The sequence below is a fragment of the Glutamicibacter sp. FBE19 genome, assembly GCF_015524875.1.
In the GTDB taxonomy this organism is placed as follows: Bacteria; Actinomycetota; Actinomycetes; order Actinomycetales; family Micrococcaceae; genus Glutamicibacter; species Glutamicibacter halophytocola.
In genome coordinates this window covers 345,857-367,454 of the sequence record NZ_JACKQN010000002.1, presented here as the reverse complement: position 1 = coordinate 367,454, position 21,598 = coordinate 345,857, and the positions used below count along the sequence as shown (strand labels likewise).

The following is a 21,598-nucleotide window of genomic DNA, read 5'->3' as shown; positions in this document are numbered from 1 at the left end:
TTTTATGAGCGACTCCATTTCCTGTTCCCGCTGGGCCGGTCTCATTTAAGCGACAATTGCAGTGGAAAGCATGTGGGAAAGCGGGTGAATGGCTTGGCAGACAAGGACTTCGAACCGGAGTCGGTGCGCGTCATCGAGCAGATTCGGAACGAGATCATCGACGGGGTGCGCAAACCGGGCAGCCGCCTGGTCGAGCGCGACCTTGCGGAGGATCTGGGGGTCAGCCGGTTGCCGATCCGCGACGCCCTGCGCGTCCTGGTGGCCGAGGGGCTCGTGACGCCGCGCCCGCGCAGCTGGGCCACGGTGCGCGAATTCACCGCCTCGGATGTAGCCGACCTGCACGAGGTGCGTGGCGCGCTGGAAACGATGTCCTTTGCGCTGGCCGCGCAACGCCATACCCGCGAAGGACTGGCACAGCTGCGCGAGGTGCTCGAGGTGGAAATCGCGGCCGCCGCGGCACAGGACTTCACCACGGCCCGCCGCGCCGGGGCGAACTTCCATGAGGTGGTCATCAGCATGGCGGGCAATGACCTGCTGCTGGAACTCCAGACCTCTCTGGCCCCGAGGATGCGCTGGGTGCTGGCGCAGCACGACGACCTGGAGACGATGGCGCACGAGCACGAGCTGCTTTATAACGCCATCGCGGAACGCAATGTCGGGCTGGTCAAGCGCTTGGCCGAGCAGCATCTGGACACCAGCCGGGGCAGCCTGAACGACAAGCGGGCCCGTGAGGGCATCGCTGGAACGACGGAAGATCTTCACTAACTGCTGAATATCAATCCGATAGTCCGGTATACCGGACGATCGCTGTGGATTCCCTGCTGCACGATGCTTGTGAGCGCGGTTACATGGAGAGCGTGTCCTGAATGGGACTGCTGCACATGACCGTTGTTTCGAGGAGATCCGTGAGAACCAGCCAACCAGCCCAGAGCCTCAAGCGAGGCCTAAGTACCCGGCATATCCGTTTCATAGCCCTCGGATCCGCCATCGGCACCGGGCTGTTCTATGGTTCCGCCGGAGCCATCCAGATGGCCGGACCGGCGGTGCTGCTGGCCTATATCATCGGCGGCGCCGTGGTCTTCATGGTGATGCGCGCCTTGGGCGAGATGGCCGTGCGCAACCCGATCGCGGGATCCTTCGGCTCCTACGCCACGCGCTACGTGGGGCGCTTTGCCGGCTTTGTCACCGGATGGACCTATACCTTCGAGATGTTCGTCGTGGCCCTGGCCGATGTGACGGCCTTCGGAGTGTATATGGGATTCTGGTTCCCCAACGTCGAACGCTGGATCTGGATCCTGGCGGTGGTCTTCTTCATCGCCGCGGTCAACCTGCTCTCCGTGAAGGTATTCGGCGAGCTGGAGTTCTGGTTCTCGCTGATCAAGGTCGTGGCGATCATCGCGATGATCGCCGGCGGCATCGCGGTCATCGTCTTCGGCCTGGGCAACCAGTCCGAGGGCGCCGCGGGCATCTCCAACCTGTTCTCCCATGACGGCTTCATGCCGCACGGTGTGATGGGCGTGCTCATGTCCTTCACCATCGTGATGTTCGCCTTCGGCGGCACCGAGGTCATCGGCATCACCGCGGGCGAGGCAAAGAATCCGCGCAAGGTTATTCCCGAGGCCATCAACTCGGTGCCGGTGCGCATCCTGCTCTTCTACGTGCTGACCCTGGGCGTGATCATGTCGATCCAGCCATGGAATACCATCAACGGCGAGGAAAGCCCCTTCGTCTCGATCTTCTCCAGCATCGGCCTCTCCTCGGCCGCCCACGTGCTGAACTTCATCGTGATCACCGCAGCGCTCTCGGCGATCAATGCGGATATCTTCGGCGCAGGCCGCATGATCCACGGCATGGCCCGGCAGGGCCAGGCCCCGATGGTCTTCACCAAAACCACCTCCAACGGCGTGCCGTGGGTGACCTCGCTGTCGATGATCGTGGCCCTGCTGATCGGCGTGGTGCTCAATATCTGGTTCGAGGACCAGATCTTCTTCCTGATCGCGGCCCTGGCCACCTTCGCCACGGTGGTGGTATGGCTGATGATCCTGCTCTCCCATATCGGCATGAAGCGCGAGCTGGCGCGCAAGGGCCTGGCCTCCGCGGGCTTCCAGATTCCTTTCTGGCCACTGGGCAGCTACATCGCGGTGGCCTTCATGGTCTTCGTGATCGTCATGATCGGCGTGGTGCCCGATACCCGCAGCGCGCTGGTCACCGGAGCCATCTGGGTCGCGGCGCTCGGTGCTTGCTACTGGTTCTTCGTGCGCGGCAAGCGCGTACCGGAAATCGACGAATTCGACGCGGATCCGGATTCGGTGCCCGAGCACGGGGAGAACGTCGGCCAGCAGGCCGAAGGCCAGCGTTCCTAGGAGCGCCAGGTCCTTGAGGGGCCACGGGTACGGCATTGCGCCGCACCCGTGGCCCCTTTTCTTTTGCCCTGGACGCTGGGTTTCCTGGACGCGCCCGGGTGTTTGGTATACCCATAGTGGCGTGTGGATTCGACAGATTCATGGGAGCCTTCGGCCTCTTGCCCAGATCGCTATCTTTTGGAATACCAAATGGGCTACAGTGTGATCTGGAAGGCATCACGCTGTTTGAAAGAAGCAACCAATGACCCTTATGCTCAACGCCTCGACGCTCCAGGCTGTGCTCGATATGCGGTCCACGGTCCAAGCCGTCGACCGGATCTTCGGCGATCTGGCCAGGGGCACCGCGGCACAGCCGACCCCATCGGCGATGGCAGTGCCGAGCGCGGATTCGAGCTTCATTATCATGTCCAGCGTGGCCTCCGAGCAGGGACTGGCCAGCGTCAAGCTGCTTGCCGATATCCCCTCCAATGCCCAGCGCGGCCTTCCCTCGCAGCGTTCGCTGATCATGCTGGCCGACCATATCACCGGCGGCCCGCTAGCCATCCTCGATGGCAAGGTCCCCACCCGGATCCGCACCGCCGCCGCCACCGCGGTGGCCACGAAGTACCTGGCCCGCCCGGATAGCACGGTGCTGGGGCTGATCGGCGCCGGCGCCCTCGCGGTGGCCCACGTCGAAGCCATGCTGTGCGTGCTGCCCTTCACCAAGGTCGTGGTGTGGTCGCGGACCGGGCAGCGCATTGCCGAATTCAGCCAGGCCGTGGCCGGCCATGGCCTGGAGGTGGTGGCGGCGCCGAACCCCGAAGCCGTGGTGGCCTCCTGCGATGTGCTGTGCACGCTCACCCCATCGGTGGAGCCGATCGTGCAGGGCCAATGGTTCCAGCCCGGCCAGCACATCAATGCCGTCGGCGCCCGGCCGCGCCCGGGCGAACGCGAGATCGATGGCATCGGCATGGCCCGATCCAGGGTCTTTGTCGACCATATGGGCACCGCCCAAGCCAAGTCGGGCGACTATCTGATGGCGCTCGCCGAAGGCGCGATCGCCGCCGATGCCATCGCGGGGGAGCTGGGGCAAGTAGTCGCCGGCGAGCTGGCCGGCCGGCGCGACCGGCAGGAGATCACCCTGTTCAATTCGGTGGGCATCGGCGCGCTGGATCTGGCGATCGGGCGCCTGGCCTATGACCGGGCCGTGGAGCAGCGCCTGGGCCAGGACGTGGACCTGTCAAGCTAGGCGCAAATAGAACCAGAACACCACCACAGCAGCGAGAGGAACCCATACCATGCTCATCAGCAACGCCCGCCCCTGGGCCGGCGACCCCAGCGATATCCTGGTCGAGGAGGGGAAGATCGCCTCGATCACCGCCCACGACCCATCGCGCCAGCTGGGCGCCGGCGATGTGGACGGCCGCGGCCGGATCCTGATCCCCGCCTTCTCGGACGTGCACGTCCACCTGGACTCCACCCGCATTGGCCTGCCCTTCCGCGAGCACACCGGCCGGCCGGGCGTCTGGGGGATGATGAGCAATGACCGGGAGAATTGGCGCGAGGCCGAAATCGGGATCAACGAGCGCGTGGCCGGCACCCTGGAAAGGATGATCGCTCGCGGCACCACCCGCGTGCGTTCCTTCGCCCAGGTGGATGTGGATACCAAGCTGGAAAAGTACGAGGCCGTCGTCGCTGCGAAAGAGAAGTTCGCGAACGAGGCCGAGGTGCAGATCATGGTCTTCCCGCAGGCTGGCATCCTGCGCGAGCCGGGCACCGAAAGGTACCTGGAAGAAGCGCTGAAGGCCGGCGCCGACGTGATGGGCGGCATCGACCCCTGCGAGCTGGACCGCGACCCGGTCCGGCACCTCGACGTGGTCTTCGGCCTGGCCGAGAAGTACCAGGTGGAGGTGGATATCCACCTGCACGAGCACGGCACCCAGGGGGTTTTCTCGGCGGAGCTGATCGCCGAGCGCACCCGCGCGCTGGGCATGCAGGGCAAGGTCAACCTGTCGCACGCCTATGAGCTGGGCAGCGTCAACGAGGCCACCAGCCGGCGGCTGGTCGACACCTTCGCCGAGCTGGACATCTCGTTGACCTCGGTGGCCCCGAGCACCTCGAACCACCTGCCGCTGGTGCAGCTCACTGAGGCCGGGGTGCGCTTCGGCCTGGGCGAAGACGGCCAGCGCGACTACTGGAGCCCCTACGGCAACTGCGACCTGCTGGATCGGACCTGGCAGCTGGCCTTCGTCAACGGCTTCCGAAAGGATGAGCTGATCGAGCACGCCCTGGCCGTGGCCACCATCGGCGGCGCCTCGATCATGAGCCACGAGGTGCCGCGCCTGGCATCGGTGGCCGACCGCCCGGGCGTGGAGGTGGGCGACCGCGCCGAGCTGGTGCTGGTGGACGGCGAGAGCATCGCCTCCACCGTGATGGACCGCGGCACCGACCGCACCGTCATCCATGAAGGGCGCGTTGTCGCCGACGGGCTGAAAGTGCTCTCGGTGGCGGACAGCTACTAGGAAAGGCGGATCAATGCCAATGGCCGGGTGGGAATACGAGTCCGTCCGGCCGTTGCCTATGGTCGATTTCGATACCGCCGATACTATCTGGCCGCTGCCGGAGCTGGACTTCGGCATCGGTCCCGTGGTGTAGATTTTGCGCTAGTGCGTGTGCCAGGTTCCCGGCTTTTTGATTCAGAAGCACCAGGGAAAATTGCCTGAGCTGGATGCCCTCATGAGTGGGGGGAGAGCCGTTTGCCGCTCGCTCGCAACGCCGTCATTTTGGTCCTCGCAACCGCTGGCAACGGTGGCCCGTGCACAGCCTTCCGGTTGCAGGCGTGAAGTGCTGCAACCGGACCTGGCGAACATGCCACCGCACACAAGACCTGAAGCCGATCCTGCCGCCACAGGTGCCTGCTTTTGGGCTAAGCGCCATTCTTGGAGCCAGACCTTTCCTTGGGCTGCTGGCGGCAGGTCCGCTGATTCCGTGCGCTTCGGATTTCGAAGGACAGCACCTGGCCACACGTGGCTCGCCTGTAGTGGCATGTCCCCATTAATTGCGGCCTTCGTGCTTCCGATGGAGTGCGGAGCCTTGCCGCGCCGCAGCACTTCGTTCCCGATGTTCAGCGATCGGGGCGCTCTGAGCGTGCGGGTTCTAGGCGCCTTTTCTTTGACTTGTTCCGTAGAGCTCGTCGCTGATCTGGTCGATGAGTCCTTGAACCCGATGGGCTTTGTCTTGCCAGTATTTAGTACCCTCGTGAATCTGCGGGGTATCCGCGCTGGCGTTCGATTCGATGAGCTCAACGAAGTGATCCCGGTACGTGCAGAGGGACGTAAACAGGTCATCGAGCTGATCGTCATCAAGCTGGACGTGCAGCCATCTTTGAAGCACAGCATGGCTCCTTTCTGGTTGTGCCATCAGGGGTGCGCCCGGCGCTGTTCGGGCACACCCCTGGATGACCACTGGTGAGGTTCGCTCATCAGGGACGGTGTGCTGGAGGTGAGCGGGAGTAGACCCTGAGCGGCTTGGATCTGCCCAATGTCTGTTCACTGGCCCTGGAATCGCTCGTTTCTTCCGGACACCGCTGACTGGGTCGCGGAACACCGTCGATCGCACTGCATTGGCGCGTCCGGGGCGGTTGGCCTTGACGGACTGCGGTGGATAGCTCGAGCTCGTACATGGCCAAAAGCAGTTCGTCATCAACGGCCAACGGGTGGAACGCCGGGTGTGTGAGATCAGGCATGGCGCATCATCTCCATACATGTTCACAGGGAGCCCACAGGGCTAGCTGGTGATTTCTTTCGGATCCTCGGTGCGCTTGGCTGCGGCGACTTGGATGCGGCGGGGCTTGGCGCTCTCGGCGAGGGCGATGTCCAGGCGCAGCACCCCATCAACGTAGGTGGCCTGAATGCTTTCGGCATCCAAGTGGTCGCCGAGCACAAGCTCTCGGGTGAAGTGGCCCCACAAGCGTTCCGAGCCGGTGAGATGTTGCCGGCCTTCGGGCTTGGCACGTTCAGCGCGGATCGTCAGGATGTTCTTTTCCACTGCCATGTCTATCTGGTCAGCGTCGACCCCCGGGAGGTCGAATTCAGCATGGAAGCCTTCGTTGTCCCTCCACGCCTCCATGGGCATCGGATGGACTGGCTCGGTGCTGAGCTGGGTGTTGAAAGCACGCTGTACCAGGCGGTCGAAATCGCGAAGTACCTCGGTCTGCATCATCTGAACTCATTCCTTTCTCGCTTGGCGGTTTGTGATGGTGCAATTCACTTTCCGCTAGATCTATGTCTAGCGATGTAGATTTTATAGCATGGAGTTCAGGGGCAGGCAAGCAACTTGAGGGGAAAAAGTGGCAAAAAATTCTGCGGCTGTCGGCAGTGTTATTCCTTCGTATTCAATCGCCATGGCAGCTAGGAGCGTGGGGGTAAGCGTGCAGACAGTCAGGCTCTATGAGCTGCGTGGCTTGATCTCCCCGGGGCGTACCGCTGGCGGTACCCGAAGGTACCGCGAGGAAGATTTGGCAAGGCTGAAACAGATTTCTGTGCTGACCGATCGCGGAGTGAATTTGGCAGGTATTGGCATCATTCTGGACCTGGAAGCTGAAAATGATGCGCTGAGAAACCGGTTGGATGCCCGGCCCTAGAGCAAGGGTGCAGGCTGAACAACAATCCCGGAGGAACAGTGCGCCTTCCATCTGCGTCAACTGCGGAACTCGATGACCGCGGAAGGCCCATCGGGCCAAGCAGGGCCGGCCTGCCGAACCTGCCAGGGCCTTGGGGCGGTATCGAACTAGGCGCTGCGGCATTTTTGCTGGCGGACCTGCGCTGCCAGTGGCCGGGCCTCGGGCAAACAGATCCCAGGATACGGGCAAATCGCCGACTCGCGGAGGGAAAATCCTGGGATAGAAGTGCATCAATCCGTCATCCCGGACAATAGGTGCGTTGTGGCCCACATTAACCCCGGAGCATCGGCTTAGATGGTTCAAAGTCACTATGCACAAAGGGGTTGCACCATGCCGAGCACCGTAGAAACCAGGGAACCGACCAAGCCGTGGGATGTGCTGAGGTTTGTCCTCTATAGCGGGGTCGGCATTGCCGTATTCTTCGTGCCGGTCACCCTCAACGGCAAGAGCACTATCGCTCTGGATCACATTGTTTCCTGGGTCCGCGAAGCCATTGGCGCCGGCGTGCCCTATTACATCCTGGCGCTGCTGGCCGCCGGCACCATCATGCCCTTCGCCACCGGCGGCTGGCGCACCTCGCCCCTGCGCGGCGTCTTTGCCTTCGCCAATGTGGTGGGCCTGGCCGTCGGCGCGGGGCTGGTCTTCGGGTTCGGTCCGGCCTGGCTCATGGAAAAGGACATGGGCCCGTTCCTGCTTAATTCCCTGGTGGTTCCGGTGGGGCTGATTGTGCCGATCGGCGCAATCTTCCTGGCCATGCTGGTCAGCTACGGGCTGATGGAATTCATCGGGGTCTTCTGCCAGCCGATCATGAAACCGCTGTGGCGCACGCCCGGCCGTTCCGCGGTTGACGCGGTGGCCTCCTTCGTCGGCTCCTACTCGCTGGGCCTGCTGCTGACCGACCGCATGTACCGCTCTGGGCGCTATACCGGGCGCGAAGCGGCCATTATCGCCACCGGGTTCTCCACGGTGTCCGCCAGCTTCATGGTGATCGTGGCCAAGGCGCTGGATCTGATGGAGCACTGGAGCACCTACTTCTGGCTCGCCCTGGTGGTTACCTTTGCGGTCACCGCGATCTCGGTGCGGATCCCGCCGCTCTCGCGCATCCCGGATGACACCTACCAGAACATCGAGCACATCCCGGAAGAAAAGGTCACCGGCAACCGCTTTGCCAAGGCCTTCGGCGAAGCCATGCTGGCTTTGCGCAGGGCGCCGGGACTGTGGCGCAATATCGGAGAGAACATCCTGGACGGGTTGAAGATGGCGATGGCGATCCTTCCCTCGATCCTCTCCATCGGCCTGCTGGGACTGGTGCTGGCCCGGTTCACCCCGGTCTTCACCTGGCTGGGCTACCTCTTCGCGCCGTTTGCCTGGGTGGTAGGACTGGATGACCCGTTGCTGGCCGGCAAGGCCTCGGCCACCGGCATCGCCGAAATGTTCCTTCCCGCCACCCTGGCCGCGGGCCACGAGTCCTTGGAACTTCGCATGGTCATCGCCATTATCTGTGTCTCGGCGATCATCTTCTTCTCCGCCCTGGTGCCGTGCATCCTGGCCACCAGCATCCCGGTGAAGCTGTGGCAGATGGTGGTGATCTGGTTCCAGCGCGTGGCGTTGAGCATCCTGATTGCCACCCCGCTGGTGAACCTGGCCCTCTAGCGGTGTCCCGCGGGAAGCCGGCCTCCTAGTAGCCTTCGTGCATCGCCGCCAGGTCTTCCAGGCCCGGCAGGTGGTAGCCGAGGTGCTCATCCCAGGGGACATCGATCTCGTCGAGTGAGACGTCCCATTGGGCCTCGGGCAGGGCCTGGCGCAGCGCGGTCAGCGCCGCCAGCCAGTGCAGCAGGCTGGGGGCCATTTCCACGGGGTCCGGACAGATCTTGGTGGAGCCGTTGAGCACCTCGTTGTCGCGCTGGGCCGGATAGAAATACAACGTCTCGCCGTCGAATTCGAAGGCATCGTTATGGCTGCGGGCCAGGGCCATCAACTGCTGGTGCTCGTCCTCGCTCAGGGCGGTGGCGCGGGTTGCGGTGTAGTACAGGGAAGTCGACATGCACCTAGCCTAGGCGATCACCAGCAGCAGCCCGGACCCAGGGCCGGCGCGTGCTTTCAGGCATCGGCTACTAGGTGTGCCAAATAAGCGCGATGCTGACACTTCTGCCAACCAAGGCACTCGCATTGGCCCGCATGCCGACCCGATCCGCACGCTCATCATGAATTGCGCTGGCCGTGGCATCACCCGTGTGGTGCTCGCGGGGCGAGCCATCATCGAGGAGGCGCAGACCCAGACCGTGGACACCGGCGATGACCAGCAGCGTGCCCAGTCATTCCTGGAGAAGTGCATGGCGTCCTTCAGCAACAGCGACTACAAGCGACGCCCCGCCAGCGAGCTGTTCCCGCCGGGCTTCCCGGTGCGCTAGGGATCCGCGCTAGCGCGCCGAGGCGCCCACCAGGTAGGCATTGCGCACCCGGATCAGCCTCGGCATGTACCAGCCGAGCACCAGGCGCTCGGCCAGCCAGCCCAGCGGGCCAAGCGGGGCTTCGAAATGGATCTTGTCCACCATGAGCGTGCCTTCGCCGCCGTCGTAGAACTCGTGGACATGGTGGAATTTCTTGAAGGGGCCTTTGACCTGCTGATCAGTGAAGGCCGCAGGAGCGTCCAGTTCACTGATTTCCGAGGTCATGCGCACGGGGATGCCAAAATGCCTGGCCCGCCAGGTGACCTGTTCGCCGAGGGAAATCTGCCCGCTGGTCACCCCGCCGATGGCCTGTTCCGCGGAATCCGCCATCGAAGAGGCATGCGCGTCGATGCTCAGGGATTTCTCGAAGAGTTCCTGTCGAGGCATCGTGGTCCTGGTGAAGCATTCGAAGTAGACGGCCATGGCATCAGTGTGCCATAGTCCCGGCCTTGCCTCGCACGCTATGCCGTGTCGCCGATGTGCCCGGCCGCGCCGGTATCCAGCACGCGCTCTACAAAGGCCGCGTATTCGTCGATGTAGTGCTGCAGGAACTCGCGTGTGCGCGCGTCGGTGACGTTGCCCTGGGCGTCGAAGGCGCCGGCGTCATAGTGCACGTAGGCCTCCGGGGCGTTGAGCTGCGGCACATTCAGGAAGCTGAGCACGCTGCGCATGGAGGACTGCATTACCGCGGTGCCGATGGCACCAGGGGAGGCGCCGATGATGCCGGTGGGCTTGCGGGCAAAGGAATTTGTGCCCCAGGGGCGCGAGGCCCAGTCGATGGCGTTCTTCAGCCCGCCAGGAATGGAGCGGTTGTATTCGGGGGAGACGATCAGCAGCCCATCCGAGCCTTCGATGGCCCGCTTCAGCGCGGTGCCCTCCGGCGGGTAGTTTTCGTCGTAGTCGTAGCTGTAGAGCGGCAGGTCCTTGATCGGAATTTCAGTGAAGCTCAAGTTGGCCGGAGCCAGCCCGATCAGGGCGTGGGCAAGGGTCCGGTTGATTGAATTCTTGGCCAGGGATCCCACGATGTAGCCGATGTTGTAAGTAGCCATGGTTGCATTCAACACGTCCTGTGATGCGCTGTCCAGGGCTGGTCAGCCAGCTGAGAAGGCTGGAATTCCAGGACCGGCAAGTGGGCCAATGGCCCGATGGATTGCGAGCGCAGCAGCCCGGCCTGCTTTCCGAGGCCAGCCGCGGGCGACGGAGCAGGCCCCGTGGCCCGCGGCCCACTCCTGCTTTAGGCCGCTTCGCCGCGCACGATCGCGCCCTGGGCCACCACCGTGTGCACGTCGGACAGCGCAGCGGCGCTTTCCAGCGGGTTGGAGCCCAGCAGCACCAGGTCTGCCACGCCGTGGCGGACCAGCCGGCCCACGCCGCGGTGATCCACGCCCAGCAGCTTGGCCGGGGCGGTGGTGATGGACTGCAGCGCCTTGAGCTTGCCCAGGCCCGCATCGGACAGGGCCTTGGCCTCGGCCCCGATCGGGGTGACGTCGGTGCCGAAGGAGTCGGTGCCGCCGATCACCGTCACGCCCAGCTCGTTGGCGGCCCTGGCGGCCTCGGCCAGTACCGGGCCGTATTCGCGCCCGCGTTGGGCGAGCACCGGATCGCTGGAATCGGCCATGCCGGCAATGCCGTACAGGGTCGGGGTGAAGTAGGTGCCCTGCTTGGCCATGCGCACCATCGTCTTCTCGTCCATGAACACCCCATGCTCGATGCTTTTGACTCCGGCGGCCACGGCCCCGGCGATGCCCTCGGCACTGTAGCTGTGGCAGAGCACGCCCGCGCCCTTGGCCGCCTTCACGATCGCGGCCAGCTGCTCGCGCCCGTACACCAGCTCCAGCGGATCCTGCTCGGCCAGCCCGGCGCGCGGATTGGCGCGGGTCTTGATCACGGTGGCGCCGCGGGCGATGTTCACGCCGGTCAGGTACGCCAGGTCCTTGGGGTCGGTGATCTGGTGGCGCAGCGCAGCCAGCGGGGCCAGATCCGGATCAGCCAGGATGGAGTCGGACTGGTCAGGGGAGACGAACAATCCCGCGGCGTGCATCCGCGGGGCCAGGCCCGGCGCGAAGTCCGGCACCCTGGCCAGCGCGATGTCCTGGTAGAAGCTCGACGAGCCGCTGCGCACCGTGGTGGCGCCGTGGCTCAGGATCAGCGCCGCATCCTCGAAGGCCTGGGCGTGGACATGGGCATCGACGAATCCGGGAAGGATGAACTTTCCATGGGCGTTGATGCGGGTGGCACTGGCAGCGTACTTGGCTACCGCCTTGCGGGTCTCGTCCCGGGTGCCCACCGACTGCACGATGCCGCCGGCGAGCACCACCACTGCGTCTTCGCTCAATTGGCCGGTGGCCGGGTCGATGAGCGAGCCGCCCTCGACGATGACCGGAGCGCTCTTCACCGTGGAAGGACGGTGCGCCGCAGCGCTCCGGCCCGGGGGTTCGGCCCCCTGGGCGATCCCGGGGACCATGCCGGCCAGGCCCAGGCCAGCCAGGGCGGCGGCTCCGGCCAGAACGTGCCGGCGTTCGAGTTTTGCGGTGGGCACCGGGCCGGTGCTGTGGTCGTGTTCGCACATGGTTGATACGCCTTTCATGGAGCGGATTGTGACCCATCCTACGCGTGAACGCACCACAATTCCATAAATGGAATACCAAATATTACCTTCAATTCAAGGATCACCCCCTGATTCCTGCATATATGGATAATTTGGTATTCAGGCAAGCTCGGGGTGGCCACGGCCGGCGATGGCAGCAGGCCAACCATGGCAGAATCAGATCATCATGAATGAGGCAGAAAATTTCACCTTCCGCACCGCAGATCTGCTCATCGAGCAGGCCCCGCCCGGGGACTATGAGCGGGTAGGGGAGCTGACCGCGCAGTCATACTTCGCCGCAGGGCACTTCGAGACCCCCGAGCACGACTACCTGCAGTTTGTGCGCAAAGTCCAGGAACGTGCCGAGCAATCCGAGATCTATGTTGCGCGGCGCCAAGGGGAGATCATCGGGTCAATGACCCTGATCCAGGTCGGCAGCGACTATGCGGATATTGCCCTGCCGGGCGAACTGGAGATCCGGATGCTCAGCGTCGATCCGGCCGCGCAGCGCGCTGGTGTCGGCCGCGCCCTGGTCAACGCCAGCATCGAACGCGCTCGCCGGCTGCCCGGAATCCATTCGGTCAGCTTGACCACCGGGGCCACCTGGCATTCGGCCCGGTCCCTCTATGAGTCCATGGACTTCGCCCATGCGCCACAGCGCGACTGGACCGTTCCCGGGACCGGCATCAAGCTAGTGGTGTACACGCTGGAACTCTGAAATGGGCGTCAAAGCCCAAACGCAGGAAATAATGAGGTGTCGTCCAGGTGTTTTTTGCCAACTGTCCTCCCCGCGTGAATAGAATGGCGCTATGAGTGCCCTTCGCCGTTCTGCCGTTGCCCTATCCGTTGCTGCCCTGGCCCTGGGATCGCTGAGCGCCTGCAGCGCTGGAGCACCCGATCCCGCTCCGGTGGCCGACGAGCTGGTTTCGGCCATCAACTCCGGCGACTTCTCCAAGGTGCAGTTCGCCACCTCCGATGCCCAGTCGGTGGCCAAGGCCCAGGAAACGGCCTTCGGCCCCATGGGCGATATCAAGCACAACAGCACCGTGAGCTCGGTGGCCGAGGACGAGGAAGAAACCGACGGCGTCAAAACCGCCACGGCCGACATCACCACGGTCTGGGATGTCGACGAAACGGATAAGGACCTGAGCTACACCACCAAGGCCGTCTGGGAATATGACAAGGACGCCGAGCAATGGAAGCTGCGCTTTGATCCATCCGTGCTCGCACCGGATCTGGAAACCGGCGGCTACCTCCAGGCCAGCTACCAAGCCGCCGACCGGGGCAGCATCACGGACGCCGGCGGCAAAAAAATTGTCACCAACCGCCCGGTGATTCGCGTCGGCATCGACAAGACCCGCACCGAAAAAGCCAATTGGGAAAAATCGGCGGCGCAATTGGCCGAGCTGGTGGACATCGATGAAGAGCAGTACGCAAAAACCGTGCTCGCTGCCGGCGACAAGGCATGGGTCCAGGCCATCGTGCTGCGCGACGACGCCACCCGGGAAGTCACCGACGCGGAAATCAACAAGATCCCTGGAGCCACCTTCCAGGAAGACGAAATTCCCCTCGCGCCCACCCGCTCCTTCGCCCGCCCGCTGCTGGGATCCGTCGGCGAAGCCACCGCCGAAATCATCAAGAAGTCCGAGGGCAGGATCAAGAGCGGCGACCAGGTCGGCATGTCTGGATTGCAGTCGGCCTACAACGACACGCTTTCGGGTACCGACGGCGTTGTAGTCTCTCGGTACAACAGCGAGAACAAGGCTGAAGCTGAACTTTTCACCGCTGAGCCGGTAGCCGGCAAGGACGTGGAAACAACTTTGGACATGGACCTGCAGCAAAGTGCCGACCAGCTGCTGGAAGACGCCGATTCCAATTCGGCGATCGTCGCCATCCGCCCCTCGGACGGCAGTGTGCTGGCGGCCTCCTCGGGCCCCGTGGACACTGGCCTGAACGCCGCCTTGCAGGGCGCCTACGCCCCGGGGTCCTCGTTCAAGGTGATCAGCGCGCTGTCGATGCTGCGTGAAGGATCCACCCCGGATTCGGAGGTCAAATGCCCGGCCACCACCGTGGTTGATGGAAAGACCTTCAAGAACTACGACGGATACCCGGCCGCCCAGCTGGGCACGATTCCGCTGTCCGAAGCCATTGCCCAGTCCTGCAACACGGTGTTCGTGAATCAGGGAGCTGAAATTGGCGGCAAGAAGCTGTCTGAAGCCGCTGCCGCGCTCGGCCTGACCGGCGAAGACGGCACTGGGATCGGTGCGGTGCTTGGCTCGGTGCCCGACGATTCTGAGGGAACCACCCAGGCCGCGAACATGATCGGCCAGGGCGTAGTGCAGGCCTCCCCGCTGGGCATGGCCACCGTGGCCGCCTCGGTCCAGGCCAAGTCGACCGTTCAGCCCAAGCTCGTGCTCTCCCCGGAGCCCCAAGCTCCAGCCAAGCCGAAGTCTGAACTCACCGAAAACGAGGCCGAGCAATTGGCCTCGATGATGGGTGAAGTCATTGACCATGGAACGCTCAAGGACCTGAACTCGCTGCCCGGCGCCAAGATCATCGGCAAGAGCGGCACCGCGGAATACGACAGCGAGCGAAACGCCCACGCTTGGGCCATCGTCGCCCAGGGCGACCTCGCCGTGGCGGCATTTGTCGAGGATGGAGATGGCGGAGCGCAAAGTGCAGGACCGCTGGTCAAGGCAATGCTCCAGGCTGCTGCGAAGTAGCCGCTCAACAACCTGCTTGCCCGGTGCCAAAACTTGGCCCTTGGCATCCCGCCAAATCAGCATGGTCAGCTCCGCGGTCTTCGATAGCGTCGTCCCGCTGCCCCCGAATTCACCATGCGCTCATTGCGTGGCGCGGGGGCAGCGGCACGGAACTTCCCGGAGGACTTGTGCGCCAATGGCACAGTTGACAGACTAAGCCCATGGGAATTGTCTACAACACCAGTATGTCGCCAAGCAAAAACGAGCTGGTCTCCGCTTGGCTGCCCAAGCAGGAGTTCTATACCGGTAAAGGCACCCCGAAGCTCCAGCACATCGGCGGCTTCCGCTTGGAGGACCCCGAGGGCCAGGTGGGGGTGGAGCTGCGCATCTATGCCGATCATTCGGATACCTCGGATGTGGTGTACCACCTGCCGCTGACCTACCGGGATGCCCCTTTGCCCGGTGGCGAAAAGTACCTGATCGGCACCAGCGAGCATGCCATTCTGGGCAAGCGCTACATCTATGACGCCGCGGGCGACCCGGTGTTCACCGCCCAGGCCCGCCAGCTTTTGGCCGGCAACGCCACAGCGCAGCACCATTCCGAGTCCTTCACCGACGATCCGCGGATCAAGGTCAATGGCAACCCTGCCGGCAAGGACGCGGTGATCATCCGCAAGCCGGTTTCCGGCGCATCGGGCGTTGACGGGGTCATCGGCTGCTGGGAAAACGCGCTGGGCCAGGACCTGGCCGGCCTGGTATTGCGAACAGCATAACTGCTGCACCACATAAAGGTCTGATGGCGGGCATGCACGGGATAGACTTGTCTATGAAACCCAACCGCCATTCAAAGGGAGATACATGTCTGCCATCAGCCGTGAGGACGTTGTGCATCTGGCACACCTTGCCCACATCGAGATGAGCGGCGCGGAGCTGGACAAGATGACCGGTGAGCTCGACGCTATCGTCGGTGCCATCGCGTCGGTCAGCGAAGTCGCCTCCTCCGACGTCCCAGCCACCAGCCACCCGATCCCGCTGACCAATGTGTTGCGCGAAGACACGGTGGGGCAGACGCTGAGCATTGACGAAGTTCTGCTCAACGCCCCGGATTCGGATTCGGACCGTTTCAAGGTCCCTGCAATTCTGGACGGTGAATAATTCCATGAACGAATTGATCAAGCTTTCCGGCACCGAGCTGGCCGCCAAGCTGCGCGCCGGCGAAGCCACCTCCGTTGAAGCCGTCCAGGCCCACCTGGACCGCATCGCCGAGGTGGACGGGGCACTGAACGCCTTCCTGCATGTGAACGCCGACGAAGCGCTCGCGGTAGCCGCAGAAGTTGACGCCATCCGTGCCGCCGGCGGCGCCGAAGCCGAAGCGCTGCACCCGCTGGCCGGCGTGCCCATCGCCATCAAGGACCTGATCGTCACCAAGGGACAGCCAACCACCGCGGCATCGAAGATGCTCGAAGGCTGGATGAGCCCTTACGACGCCACCGTGATCGAGAAGATCCGCGCTGCCAAGCTGCCAATGCTGGGCAAGACCAACCTGGATGAATTTGCCATGGGTTCCTCCACCGAGCACTCCGCCTACGGCGTGACCCGCAACCCGTGGAACCTGAACCGCATTCCCGGCGGTTCCGGCGGCGGCTCGGCCGCTGCCGTGGCTTCCTTCGAAGCCCCGCTGGCGCTGGGCACCGACACCGGTGGATCCATCCGCCAGCCAGGTGCGGTCACCGGCACCGTGGGCGTGAAGCCGACCTACGGCGCGGTCTCGCGCTACGGCGCGATCGCCATGGCCTCCTCGCTGGACCAGATCGGCCCGGTCTCCCGCACCGTGCTGGACTCGGCCTACCTGCAGGAACTGATCGGCGGGCACGACCCGAAGGATTCCACCTCGCTGCCGAATTCCCTCGAAGGCCTGGTGGCTGCCGCCGAGGCCGGCGCCGCAGGGGACCTGTCGGGCCTGCGCGTTGGCGTTATCAAGGAACTGACCGGCGAGGGCTACGAGGAGGGCGTCCAGGCGCGCTTCAACGAGTCGCTGGAACTGCTCAAGGCCGCCGGCGCTGAAATCGTCGAGGTGTCCTGCCCGAACTTCAAGTACGCGCTGGGCGCCTACTACCTGATCATGCCTTCGGAAGTTTCCTCCAACCTGGCCAAGTTCGACGGTGTCCGCTACGGCCACCGCGTGCTGCCAGAAGAAGGCCCGATGACCATCGAGCGCGTCATGGCCGCAACCCGTGCCGCCGGCTTCGGCGACGAGGTCAAGCGCCGCATCATCCTGGGCACCTACGCGCTGTCTGCTGGCTACTACGACGCCTACTACGGTTCGGCCCAGAAGGTCCGCACCCTGATCCAGCGCGACTTCGATGCCGCGTTCGAGCAGGCTGACGTGCTGGTATCCCCAACCGCGCCGACCGTGGCCTTCGAGCTGGGCGCGAATGACAACGACCCGCTGGCCATGTACCTCAACGACGTGGCCACCATCCCGGCCAACCTCGCCGGCGTCCCGGGCATCACCGTGCCCGGCGGCCTGTCCGAGAACCTGCCGGTGGGAATCCAGTTCCTGGCTCCGGCCTTCGAGGACGCCCGGCTGTACCGCGCCGGCGCGGCACTGGAAACCCTGCTGGAAAAGCAGTGGGGCCAGTCGCTGATCTCGCAGGCACCAGCCATTGACATCGCTTCGATCGCGCAGGAGGCCTAGGCACCATGAGCAACTACACCGATGAACTGGTCGACTTCGACGAAGCACTGGATCGCTATGACCCGGTCCTGGGCTTCGAGGTCCACGTTGAGCTGAACACCAAGACCAAGATGTTCTCCGATGCGCCCAACGCCTTCGGCGATGCCCCGAACACCAACGTCACCGAGGTGGACCTGGGCCTGCCCGGCGTGCTGCCGGTGGTCAACAAGACAGCCGTGGAGTACTCCATCCTGATCGGCCTGGCCCTGAACTGCCAGATCGCTGAAAAGTGCGGCTTCGCCCGGAAGAACTACTTCTACCCGGACACCCCGAAGAACTTCCAGACCTCCCAGTACGATGACCCGATTGCCTATGACGGCTACCTGGACATCGAGCTGGAGGACGGCGAAGTCTTCCGCGTCGAGATCGAGCGCGCCCACATGGAAGAAGACGCCGGCAAGCTGACCCACATGGGTGGCGCCGCGGGCCGCATCCAGGGCGCCGACTACTCGCTGGTGGACTACAACCGCGCCGGCGTGCCGCTGGTGGAGATCGTCACCAAGCCAATCGTTGGCGCCGGCAAGCGCGCCCCCGAGCTGGCTAAGGCCTACGTGGCCGCGGTGCGCGAAATCGTGAAGAACCTGGGTGTTTCGGATGCCAAGATGGAACGCGGCAACGTGCGCTGCGATGCCAACGTTTCGCTGATGCCAAAGGACGCCGAGAAGTTCGGCACCCGTACCGAAACCAAGAACGTGAACTCCCTGCGCGCCGTGGAGCACGCGGTGCGCTTCGAAATCGAGCGCCACGCAGCGGTGCTGGATTCCGGGGCGAAGATCGTCCAGGAAACCCGCCACTGGCATGAGGACACCCGTTCCACCACTTCGGGCCGCCCGAAGTCGGATGCCGATGACTACCGCTACTTCCCGGAGCCCGACCTGGTGCCGATCGTCACCACCGCCGAGTGGATCGAAGAGCTGCGCGGCCGCCTGCCAGAACCGCCAGCAGAGCGCCGCAAGCGCCTGAAGGCCGAATGGGGCTACGCGGACAAGGAATTCCGCGACGTGGTCAACGCCGGCGTGCTCGACGAGATCGAGGCAACCATTGCCGCCGGTGCCACCGCTGCGGTAGCCCGCAAGTGGTGGATGGGCGAGATCGCCCGCCTGGCCAAGGCCGCGGAGAAGGACATCGCCGATCTGGGCGTGAGCGCTGCGACCATCGTCGAGCTGAACTCGCTGATCGAGGGCAAGAAGATCAACGACAAGATCGCCCGCCAGGTCCTGGAGTTCGTCATTGACGGCGAAGGCACCCCGAGCGAAATCGTTGAGAAGCGCAGCCTGGCTGTTGTGAACGACGACGACGCACTGGGCAAGGCCGTGGATGATGCCATGGCCGCCATGCCTGATGTGGTCGAGAAGATCAAGGGCGGCAAGATGCAGGCCATCGGCGCGCTGATGGGTCCTGTCATGAAGGCTACCCGCGGACAGGCCGACGCCGGCCGCGTTCGCGAGATCGTCATGGAGAAGCTGGGCCTCTAGCCCTTCGCTGAATACCACGCAGATGGCCCGCACTCTTGCCGAGTGCGGGCCATCTGCGTTTCATCCGTGCACGGCCCGGTGCCGCACATGCCTGCCCGCCTGGCCTCCTAGTGCCTCGCCAGGGTGGCCAGCACAAACCGTCCAGAAAATTGCTGCTCTTCCGGGCTTGAGACGAAGACTGAATCCAGCCGGGCCAACGGCTGTCCGCCGATTGAGCAGGAATCCTCCAGTGCCACCAGCACCTGGATGCTCGATTCGCGGAAGCTGGCGGCCGGCGAGTCCACGATTTCCACCGATGGCTCCCACTTGCTGCGCTGCCCCATGACGTTCAGGTCCAGGAAGCCTTCGCTGGCGGGAGCAGCAGATAAATCGTCTTCGCCTTCGAAGACGATGGTGCCTTCGACCGGCAGCAGGACATTGCGGCCATTGACCACCAGGTCAACGGAGTCAGGGCCGAGCGCCACTTGCCCGCGCCGCACTCCCGGATACCGGCTGTATGGCTGGGTGCCGGTGATTTCGGCAATGCTGATCTTCCAAGTCCAGCTGTCATCGATTCCAGTGCTGTCGCTGCAGAGCGTGCGCGTGATTCCTTGTCCGTTCTTCCAAGGTTGAGCTGCCAGCTGCGCGTAGCGGGTGATGGGAACGGGTGCCATTGAATCCATGCTTTCGTGGTGGGGATCGAATAATCCATCCTTTCACCTCGTGCCGATCCAATCATTGGCTGCTTGCTGCTCCCTGTCTGATACGGCATATTCTTCCCGGCCACCCAAACGCGGATTGAAGTGCCCAAGGGTGGTGGCCCACGATCTGACCTGCACCATAGCCGGAGTCCATTGTCTGCGAGAGGCGGTCCAGATCATGAACGGGCGCTTCGAACCAGGGGGAGCAATTTGCCTAGGGGCAGTGCCGTCCAAGCGCCGTACCGCGAGCCGAGACCGCCTGCACTGGCGAAAATGGCTTGGCAGGGGACAACCCCGATGATCAGGGACGTTGTCGGCGGAACGCTGCTGCGTGGTGCGTAGGTGCGACCCCCAGCCGGGCGGTGAAATGCTTGCGCAGCAGATCATCAGAAGCGAAGCCGACCTCGCGGGCAATGGCGCTCACGGGCAGGTCCGTTTGTTCCAGGAGACGCTGGGCCTCGCGGACGCGAAGGTCGTTGAGCCAAGCAAGAGGCGTTGTTCCGAGATTGGCGGCGAACCAGCGGTGAAAGGTGCGCGGGGACATGGTGCAGGCAGCTGCGAGTTCCTTGATGTTCCAAGGCCGCCGGAGATCCTTGCTGACCGTCAAATGCAGTTGCTCGACGGAGGGCAAGGCCTTGATGGGGAGGCTGGTATCCGCATATTGGGCTTGCGTTCCCGGCCTGCATACAGGGGTGACCATTGCCTTCGCGACCGTTTCCGCGGCGCTGGATCCCCAATCCAGCCGGAGCAAATGCAACAGGAGATCAACTCCTGCCGTGACACCGGCAGATGTCCATACCTTGTCTCCGCCACAGTACAAATCCCGGGACCGGACCTCGACTTTCGGATGCCGCAGGGCAAGCTCTTCGGCGAAGCGCCAGTGGGTCGTCGCTGCCCGTCCATCAAGCAGGCCAGCGGCGGCCAGCGTGAATGCTCCGGTGCACAACGAGGCAACAAGCGCTCCGGCAGCCGCTGCTCGTGCTACGGCGGAGACTTCCTCGGCTCTAGGGGCTGCGAGCGGGTCGATGCAGCCCGGGACTACGAGGATGTCGAGCTGGTCTGCCGAGGCGAGTGCGTGGGTGCGCCGCATCGAATGGAGCGGATCAAGATCGGTGATGGCTCTGGCCGCGAGGATGCGGACCTCCGGCTGGGGCAGCCCCCGATCCGAGCGGTCATCGTAAACTTCGCGCGCAACTTCGATATCAAAGGCGCGGCGTCCCGGGCCCACAAGAATTCCCACGATGGTCATGGCGTAATCTTATCGAACCATGTCATTCATGCCACTGGTTGCCTCCTTCTTTCGATGATGAAGTAGAAGCATGATTGCAAACAACAAGACGGCTTTAATCGTGGTCGACATGCAGCAGGGTTTTTACGACGCCTTATGGGGGCCGACGACCAACTACCCAGAATGCGAGAACAACGTTGATCGGCTTCTTGCGGAATGGTCTTCAAGGCACATGCCGATAGTGGTCGTCAGGCACGATAGCCGGGATCCGAATTCGTCCTTGTTCGTAGACGGAGCCGGCAATGATCTTCACGAATCGGTGCAAGCGGTCAGAGCTGATTTGCTGGTGACTAAAACAGTGAACTCGTCATTTTATGGTTCGCCAGATCTGAAAAGTTGGCTTGTATCGCAGCAGATCAAGCAGATTGTAGTCTGCGGAATCCAAACCAATTTATGTGTGGAGACGACCGCCCGCATGGGCGGAAACCTCGGGTATGATGTCATTGTTCCTCTGGATGCCACACGCACTTTCGATCTGGCAGGGCCCGATGGCACCGTCATTCCAGCTGCCGCCTTGATGCAGGTGACAGCGACAAATCTTCACGGAGATGGCTTTGCGCGGGTCGTTTCGACGCGAGAGGTTTTGGAGTCATTAAAAGAAGCCTGAAATGACAGCAGGTATCTGGCAGCTTGCGATTGCAACCAAACTCATGTCC

General features: G+C 63.5%; 22 protein-coding genes. 15 read left to right on the top strand and 7 right to left on the bottom strand.

Going from position 1 to position 21,598, the window contains the following annotated elements; translation table 11 throughout:
* Nucleotides 1–84: 84 nt before the first annotated feature.
* The 5 genes from H6F58_RS05380 (at nucleotide 85) to H6F58_RS05360 (ending at nucleotide 5,813) form a co-directional block, all read left to right on the top strand.
* Complete coding sequence (locus H6F58_RS05380) at nucleotides 85–765, top strand: GntR family transcriptional regulator (RefSeq protein WP_257746335.1); 681 nt, start codon at nucleotides 85–87, stop codon at nucleotides 763–765.
* A 140-nt stretch (nucleotides 766–905) separates the two neighbouring features.
* Nucleotides 906–2,363, top strand: coding sequence for an amino acid permease (locus H6F58_RS05375; RefSeq protein WP_257746024.1), 1,458 nt, complete (start codon nucleotides 906–908; stop codon nucleotides 2,361–2,363).
* 241 nt (nucleotides 2,364–2,604) lie between these two features.
* Nucleotides 2,605–3,591, top strand: a complete 987-nt coding sequence (locus H6F58_RS05370) for an ornithine cyclodeaminase family protein (protein ID WP_171918543.1) — start codon at nucleotides 2,605–2,607, stop codon at nucleotides 3,589–3,591.
* Nucleotides 3,592–3,640: 49 nt separating this feature from the next.
* Nucleotides 3,641–4,864 carry an amidohydrolase family protein gene (locus H6F58_RS05365; protein WP_171918544.1) on the top strand — a complete coding sequence of 408 codons (1,224 nt, stop codon included), beginning with the start codon at nucleotides 3,641–3,643 and terminating at the stop codon, nucleotides 4,862–4,864.
* Nucleotides 4,865–5,513: 649 nt separating this feature from the next.
* Nucleotides 5,514–5,813 carry a hypothetical protein gene (locus H6F58_RS05360; RefSeq protein WP_171918545.1) on the top strand — a complete coding sequence of 100 codons (300 nt, stop codon included), beginning with the start codon at nucleotides 5,514–5,516 and terminating at the stop codon, nucleotides 5,811–5,813.
* A 315-nt stretch (nucleotides 5,814–6,128) separates the two neighbouring features.
* Here H6F58_RS05360 and H6F58_RS05355 read toward each other — a convergent pair whose 3' ends face one another.
* The gene (locus tag H6F58_RS05355) at nucleotides 6,129–6,563 is read right to left on the bottom strand and encodes an Hsp20/alpha crystallin family protein (RefSeq protein ID WP_060700936.1); all 435 of its coding nucleotides are present in this window, start codon (nucleotides 6,561–6,563) and stop codon (nucleotides 6,129–6,131) included.
* Nucleotides 6,564–6,744: 181 nt separating this feature from the next.
* Between H6F58_RS05355 and H6F58_RS05350 the strand changes: the two genes are divergently transcribed.
* Both H6F58_RS05350 and H6F58_RS05345 read left to right on the top strand, forming a co-directional pair.
* Nucleotides 6,745–6,984, top strand: coding sequence for a MerR family transcriptional regulator (locus tag H6F58_RS05350; protein ID WP_060700937.1), 240 nt, complete (start codon nucleotides 6,745–6,747; stop codon nucleotides 6,982–6,984).
* Nucleotides 6,985–7,353: 369 nt separating this feature from the next.
* A complete protein-coding gene (locus H6F58_RS05345; RefSeq protein WP_171918546.1) occupies nucleotides 7,354–8,676 on the top strand; it encodes a YjiH family protein in 1,323 nt (440 codons plus the stop codon).
* A 25-nt stretch (nucleotides 8,677–8,701) separates the two neighbouring features.
* Here the strand turns inward: H6F58_RS05345 and H6F58_RS05340 are convergent, their stop codons facing one another.
* Nucleotides 8,702–9,067, bottom strand: a complete 366-nt coding sequence (locus tag H6F58_RS05340) for a hypothetical protein (RefSeq protein ID WP_171918547.1) — start codon at nucleotides 9,065–9,067, stop codon at nucleotides 8,702–8,704.
* 76 nt (nucleotides 9,068–9,143) lie between these two features.
* Between H6F58_RS05340 and H6F58_RS05335 the strand changes: the two genes are divergently transcribed.
* Entirely contained in the window at nucleotides 9,144–9,434 is a 291-nt protein-coding gene (locus tag H6F58_RS05335; RefSeq protein WP_171918548.1) for a hypothetical protein, read from the top strand.
* A 9-nt stretch (nucleotides 9,435–9,443) separates the two neighbouring features.
* Here H6F58_RS05335 and H6F58_RS05330 read toward each other — a convergent pair whose 3' ends face one another.
* The 3 genes from H6F58_RS05330 to H6F58_RS05320 all read right to left on the bottom strand — a co-directional run bounded on the left by H6F58_RS05330 (nucleotide 9,444) and on the right by H6F58_RS05320 (nucleotide 12,060).
* The gene (locus tag H6F58_RS05330; RefSeq protein WP_195181277.1) at nucleotides 9,444–9,896 is read right to left on the bottom strand and encodes an SRPBCC family protein; all 453 of its coding nucleotides are present in this window, start codon (nucleotides 9,894–9,896) and stop codon (nucleotides 9,444–9,446) included.
* A 38-nt stretch (nucleotides 9,897–9,934) separates the two neighbouring features.
* Nucleotides 9,935–10,522 carry an NADPH-dependent FMN reductase gene (locus H6F58_RS05325; RefSeq protein WP_060700942.1) on the bottom strand — a complete coding sequence of 196 codons (588 nt, stop codon included), beginning with the start codon at nucleotides 10,520–10,522 and terminating at the stop codon, nucleotides 9,935–9,937.
* Between the two features lie 185 nt (nucleotides 10,523–10,707).
* The gene (locus tag H6F58_RS05320) at nucleotides 10,708–12,060 is read right to left on the bottom strand and encodes an amidohydrolase family protein (RefSeq protein WP_244652324.1); all 1,353 of its coding nucleotides are present in this window, start codon (nucleotides 12,058–12,060) and stop codon (nucleotides 10,708–10,710) included.
* A gap of 187 nt (nucleotides 12,061–12,247) precedes the next feature.
* Between H6F58_RS05320 and H6F58_RS05315 the strand changes: the two genes are divergently transcribed.
* The 6 genes from H6F58_RS05315 (at nucleotide 12,248) to gatB (ending at nucleotide 18,974) form a co-directional block, all read left to right on the top strand.
* Complete coding sequence (locus H6F58_RS05315; protein WP_171918549.1) at nucleotides 12,248–12,778, top strand: GNAT family N-acetyltransferase; 531 nt, start codon at nucleotides 12,248–12,250, stop codon at nucleotides 12,776–12,778.
* Nucleotides 12,779–12,869: 91 nt separating this feature from the next.
* Nucleotides 12,870–14,783: a penicillin-binding transpeptidase domain-containing protein gene (locus H6F58_RS05310; RefSeq protein ID WP_195181276.1), complete on the top strand. Its 1,914-nt coding sequence runs from the start codon at nucleotides 12,870–12,872 to the stop codon at nucleotides 14,781–14,783.
* A gap of 200 nt (nucleotides 14,784–14,983) precedes the next feature.
* Nucleotides 14,984–15,535 (top strand): 1,4-alpha-glucan branching protein, encoded by a 552-nt coding sequence (locus H6F58_RS05305; RefSeq protein WP_195181275.1) that lies wholly within the window; start codon nucleotides 14,984–14,986, stop codon nucleotides 15,533–15,535.
* Nucleotides 15,536–15,620: 85 nt separating this feature from the next.
* A complete protein-coding gene (gene gatC / locus H6F58_RS05300) occupies nucleotides 15,621–15,917 on the top strand; it encodes an Asp-tRNA(Asn)/Glu-tRNA(Gln) amidotransferase subunit GatC (protein ID WP_022875011.1) in 297 nt (98 codons plus the stop codon).
* A gap of 4 nt (nucleotides 15,918–15,921) precedes the next feature.
* A complete protein-coding gene (gatA, locus tag H6F58_RS05295; RefSeq protein WP_195181274.1) occupies nucleotides 15,922–17,460 on the top strand; it encodes an Asp-tRNA(Asn)/Glu-tRNA(Gln) amidotransferase subunit GatA in 1,539 nt (512 codons plus the stop codon).
* 5 nt (nucleotides 17,461–17,465) lie between these two features.
* Complete coding sequence (gene gatB, locus H6F58_RS05290; RefSeq protein WP_146277897.1) at nucleotides 17,466–18,974, top strand: Asp-tRNA(Asn)/Glu-tRNA(Gln) amidotransferase subunit GatB; 1,509 nt, start codon at nucleotides 17,466–17,468, stop codon at nucleotides 18,972–18,974.
* A gap of 107 nt (nucleotides 18,975–19,081) precedes the next feature.
* Here the strand turns inward: gatB and H6F58_RS05285 are convergent, their stop codons facing one another.
* Entirely contained in the window at nucleotides 19,082–19,627 is a 546-nt protein-coding gene (locus H6F58_RS05285; RefSeq protein WP_186468026.1) for a HutD family protein, read from the bottom strand.
* Nucleotides 19,628–19,955: 328 nt separating this feature from the next.
* Entirely contained in the window at nucleotides 19,956–20,903 is a 948-nt protein-coding gene (locus H6F58_RS05280; protein ID WP_146277899.1) for a helix-turn-helix domain-containing protein, read from the bottom strand.
* Between the two features lie 70 nt (nucleotides 20,904–20,973).
* On the opposite strand from H6F58_RS05280, the gene H6F58_RS05275 reads away from it, so the two are divergent.
* Nucleotides 20,974–21,549 carry a cysteine hydrolase family protein gene (locus H6F58_RS05275; RefSeq protein WP_146277900.1) on the top strand — a complete coding sequence of 192 codons (576 nt, stop codon included), beginning with the start codon at nucleotides 20,974–20,976 and terminating at the stop codon, nucleotides 21,547–21,549.
* The last annotated feature ends 49 nt before the right edge of the window (nucleotides 21,550–21,598 follow it).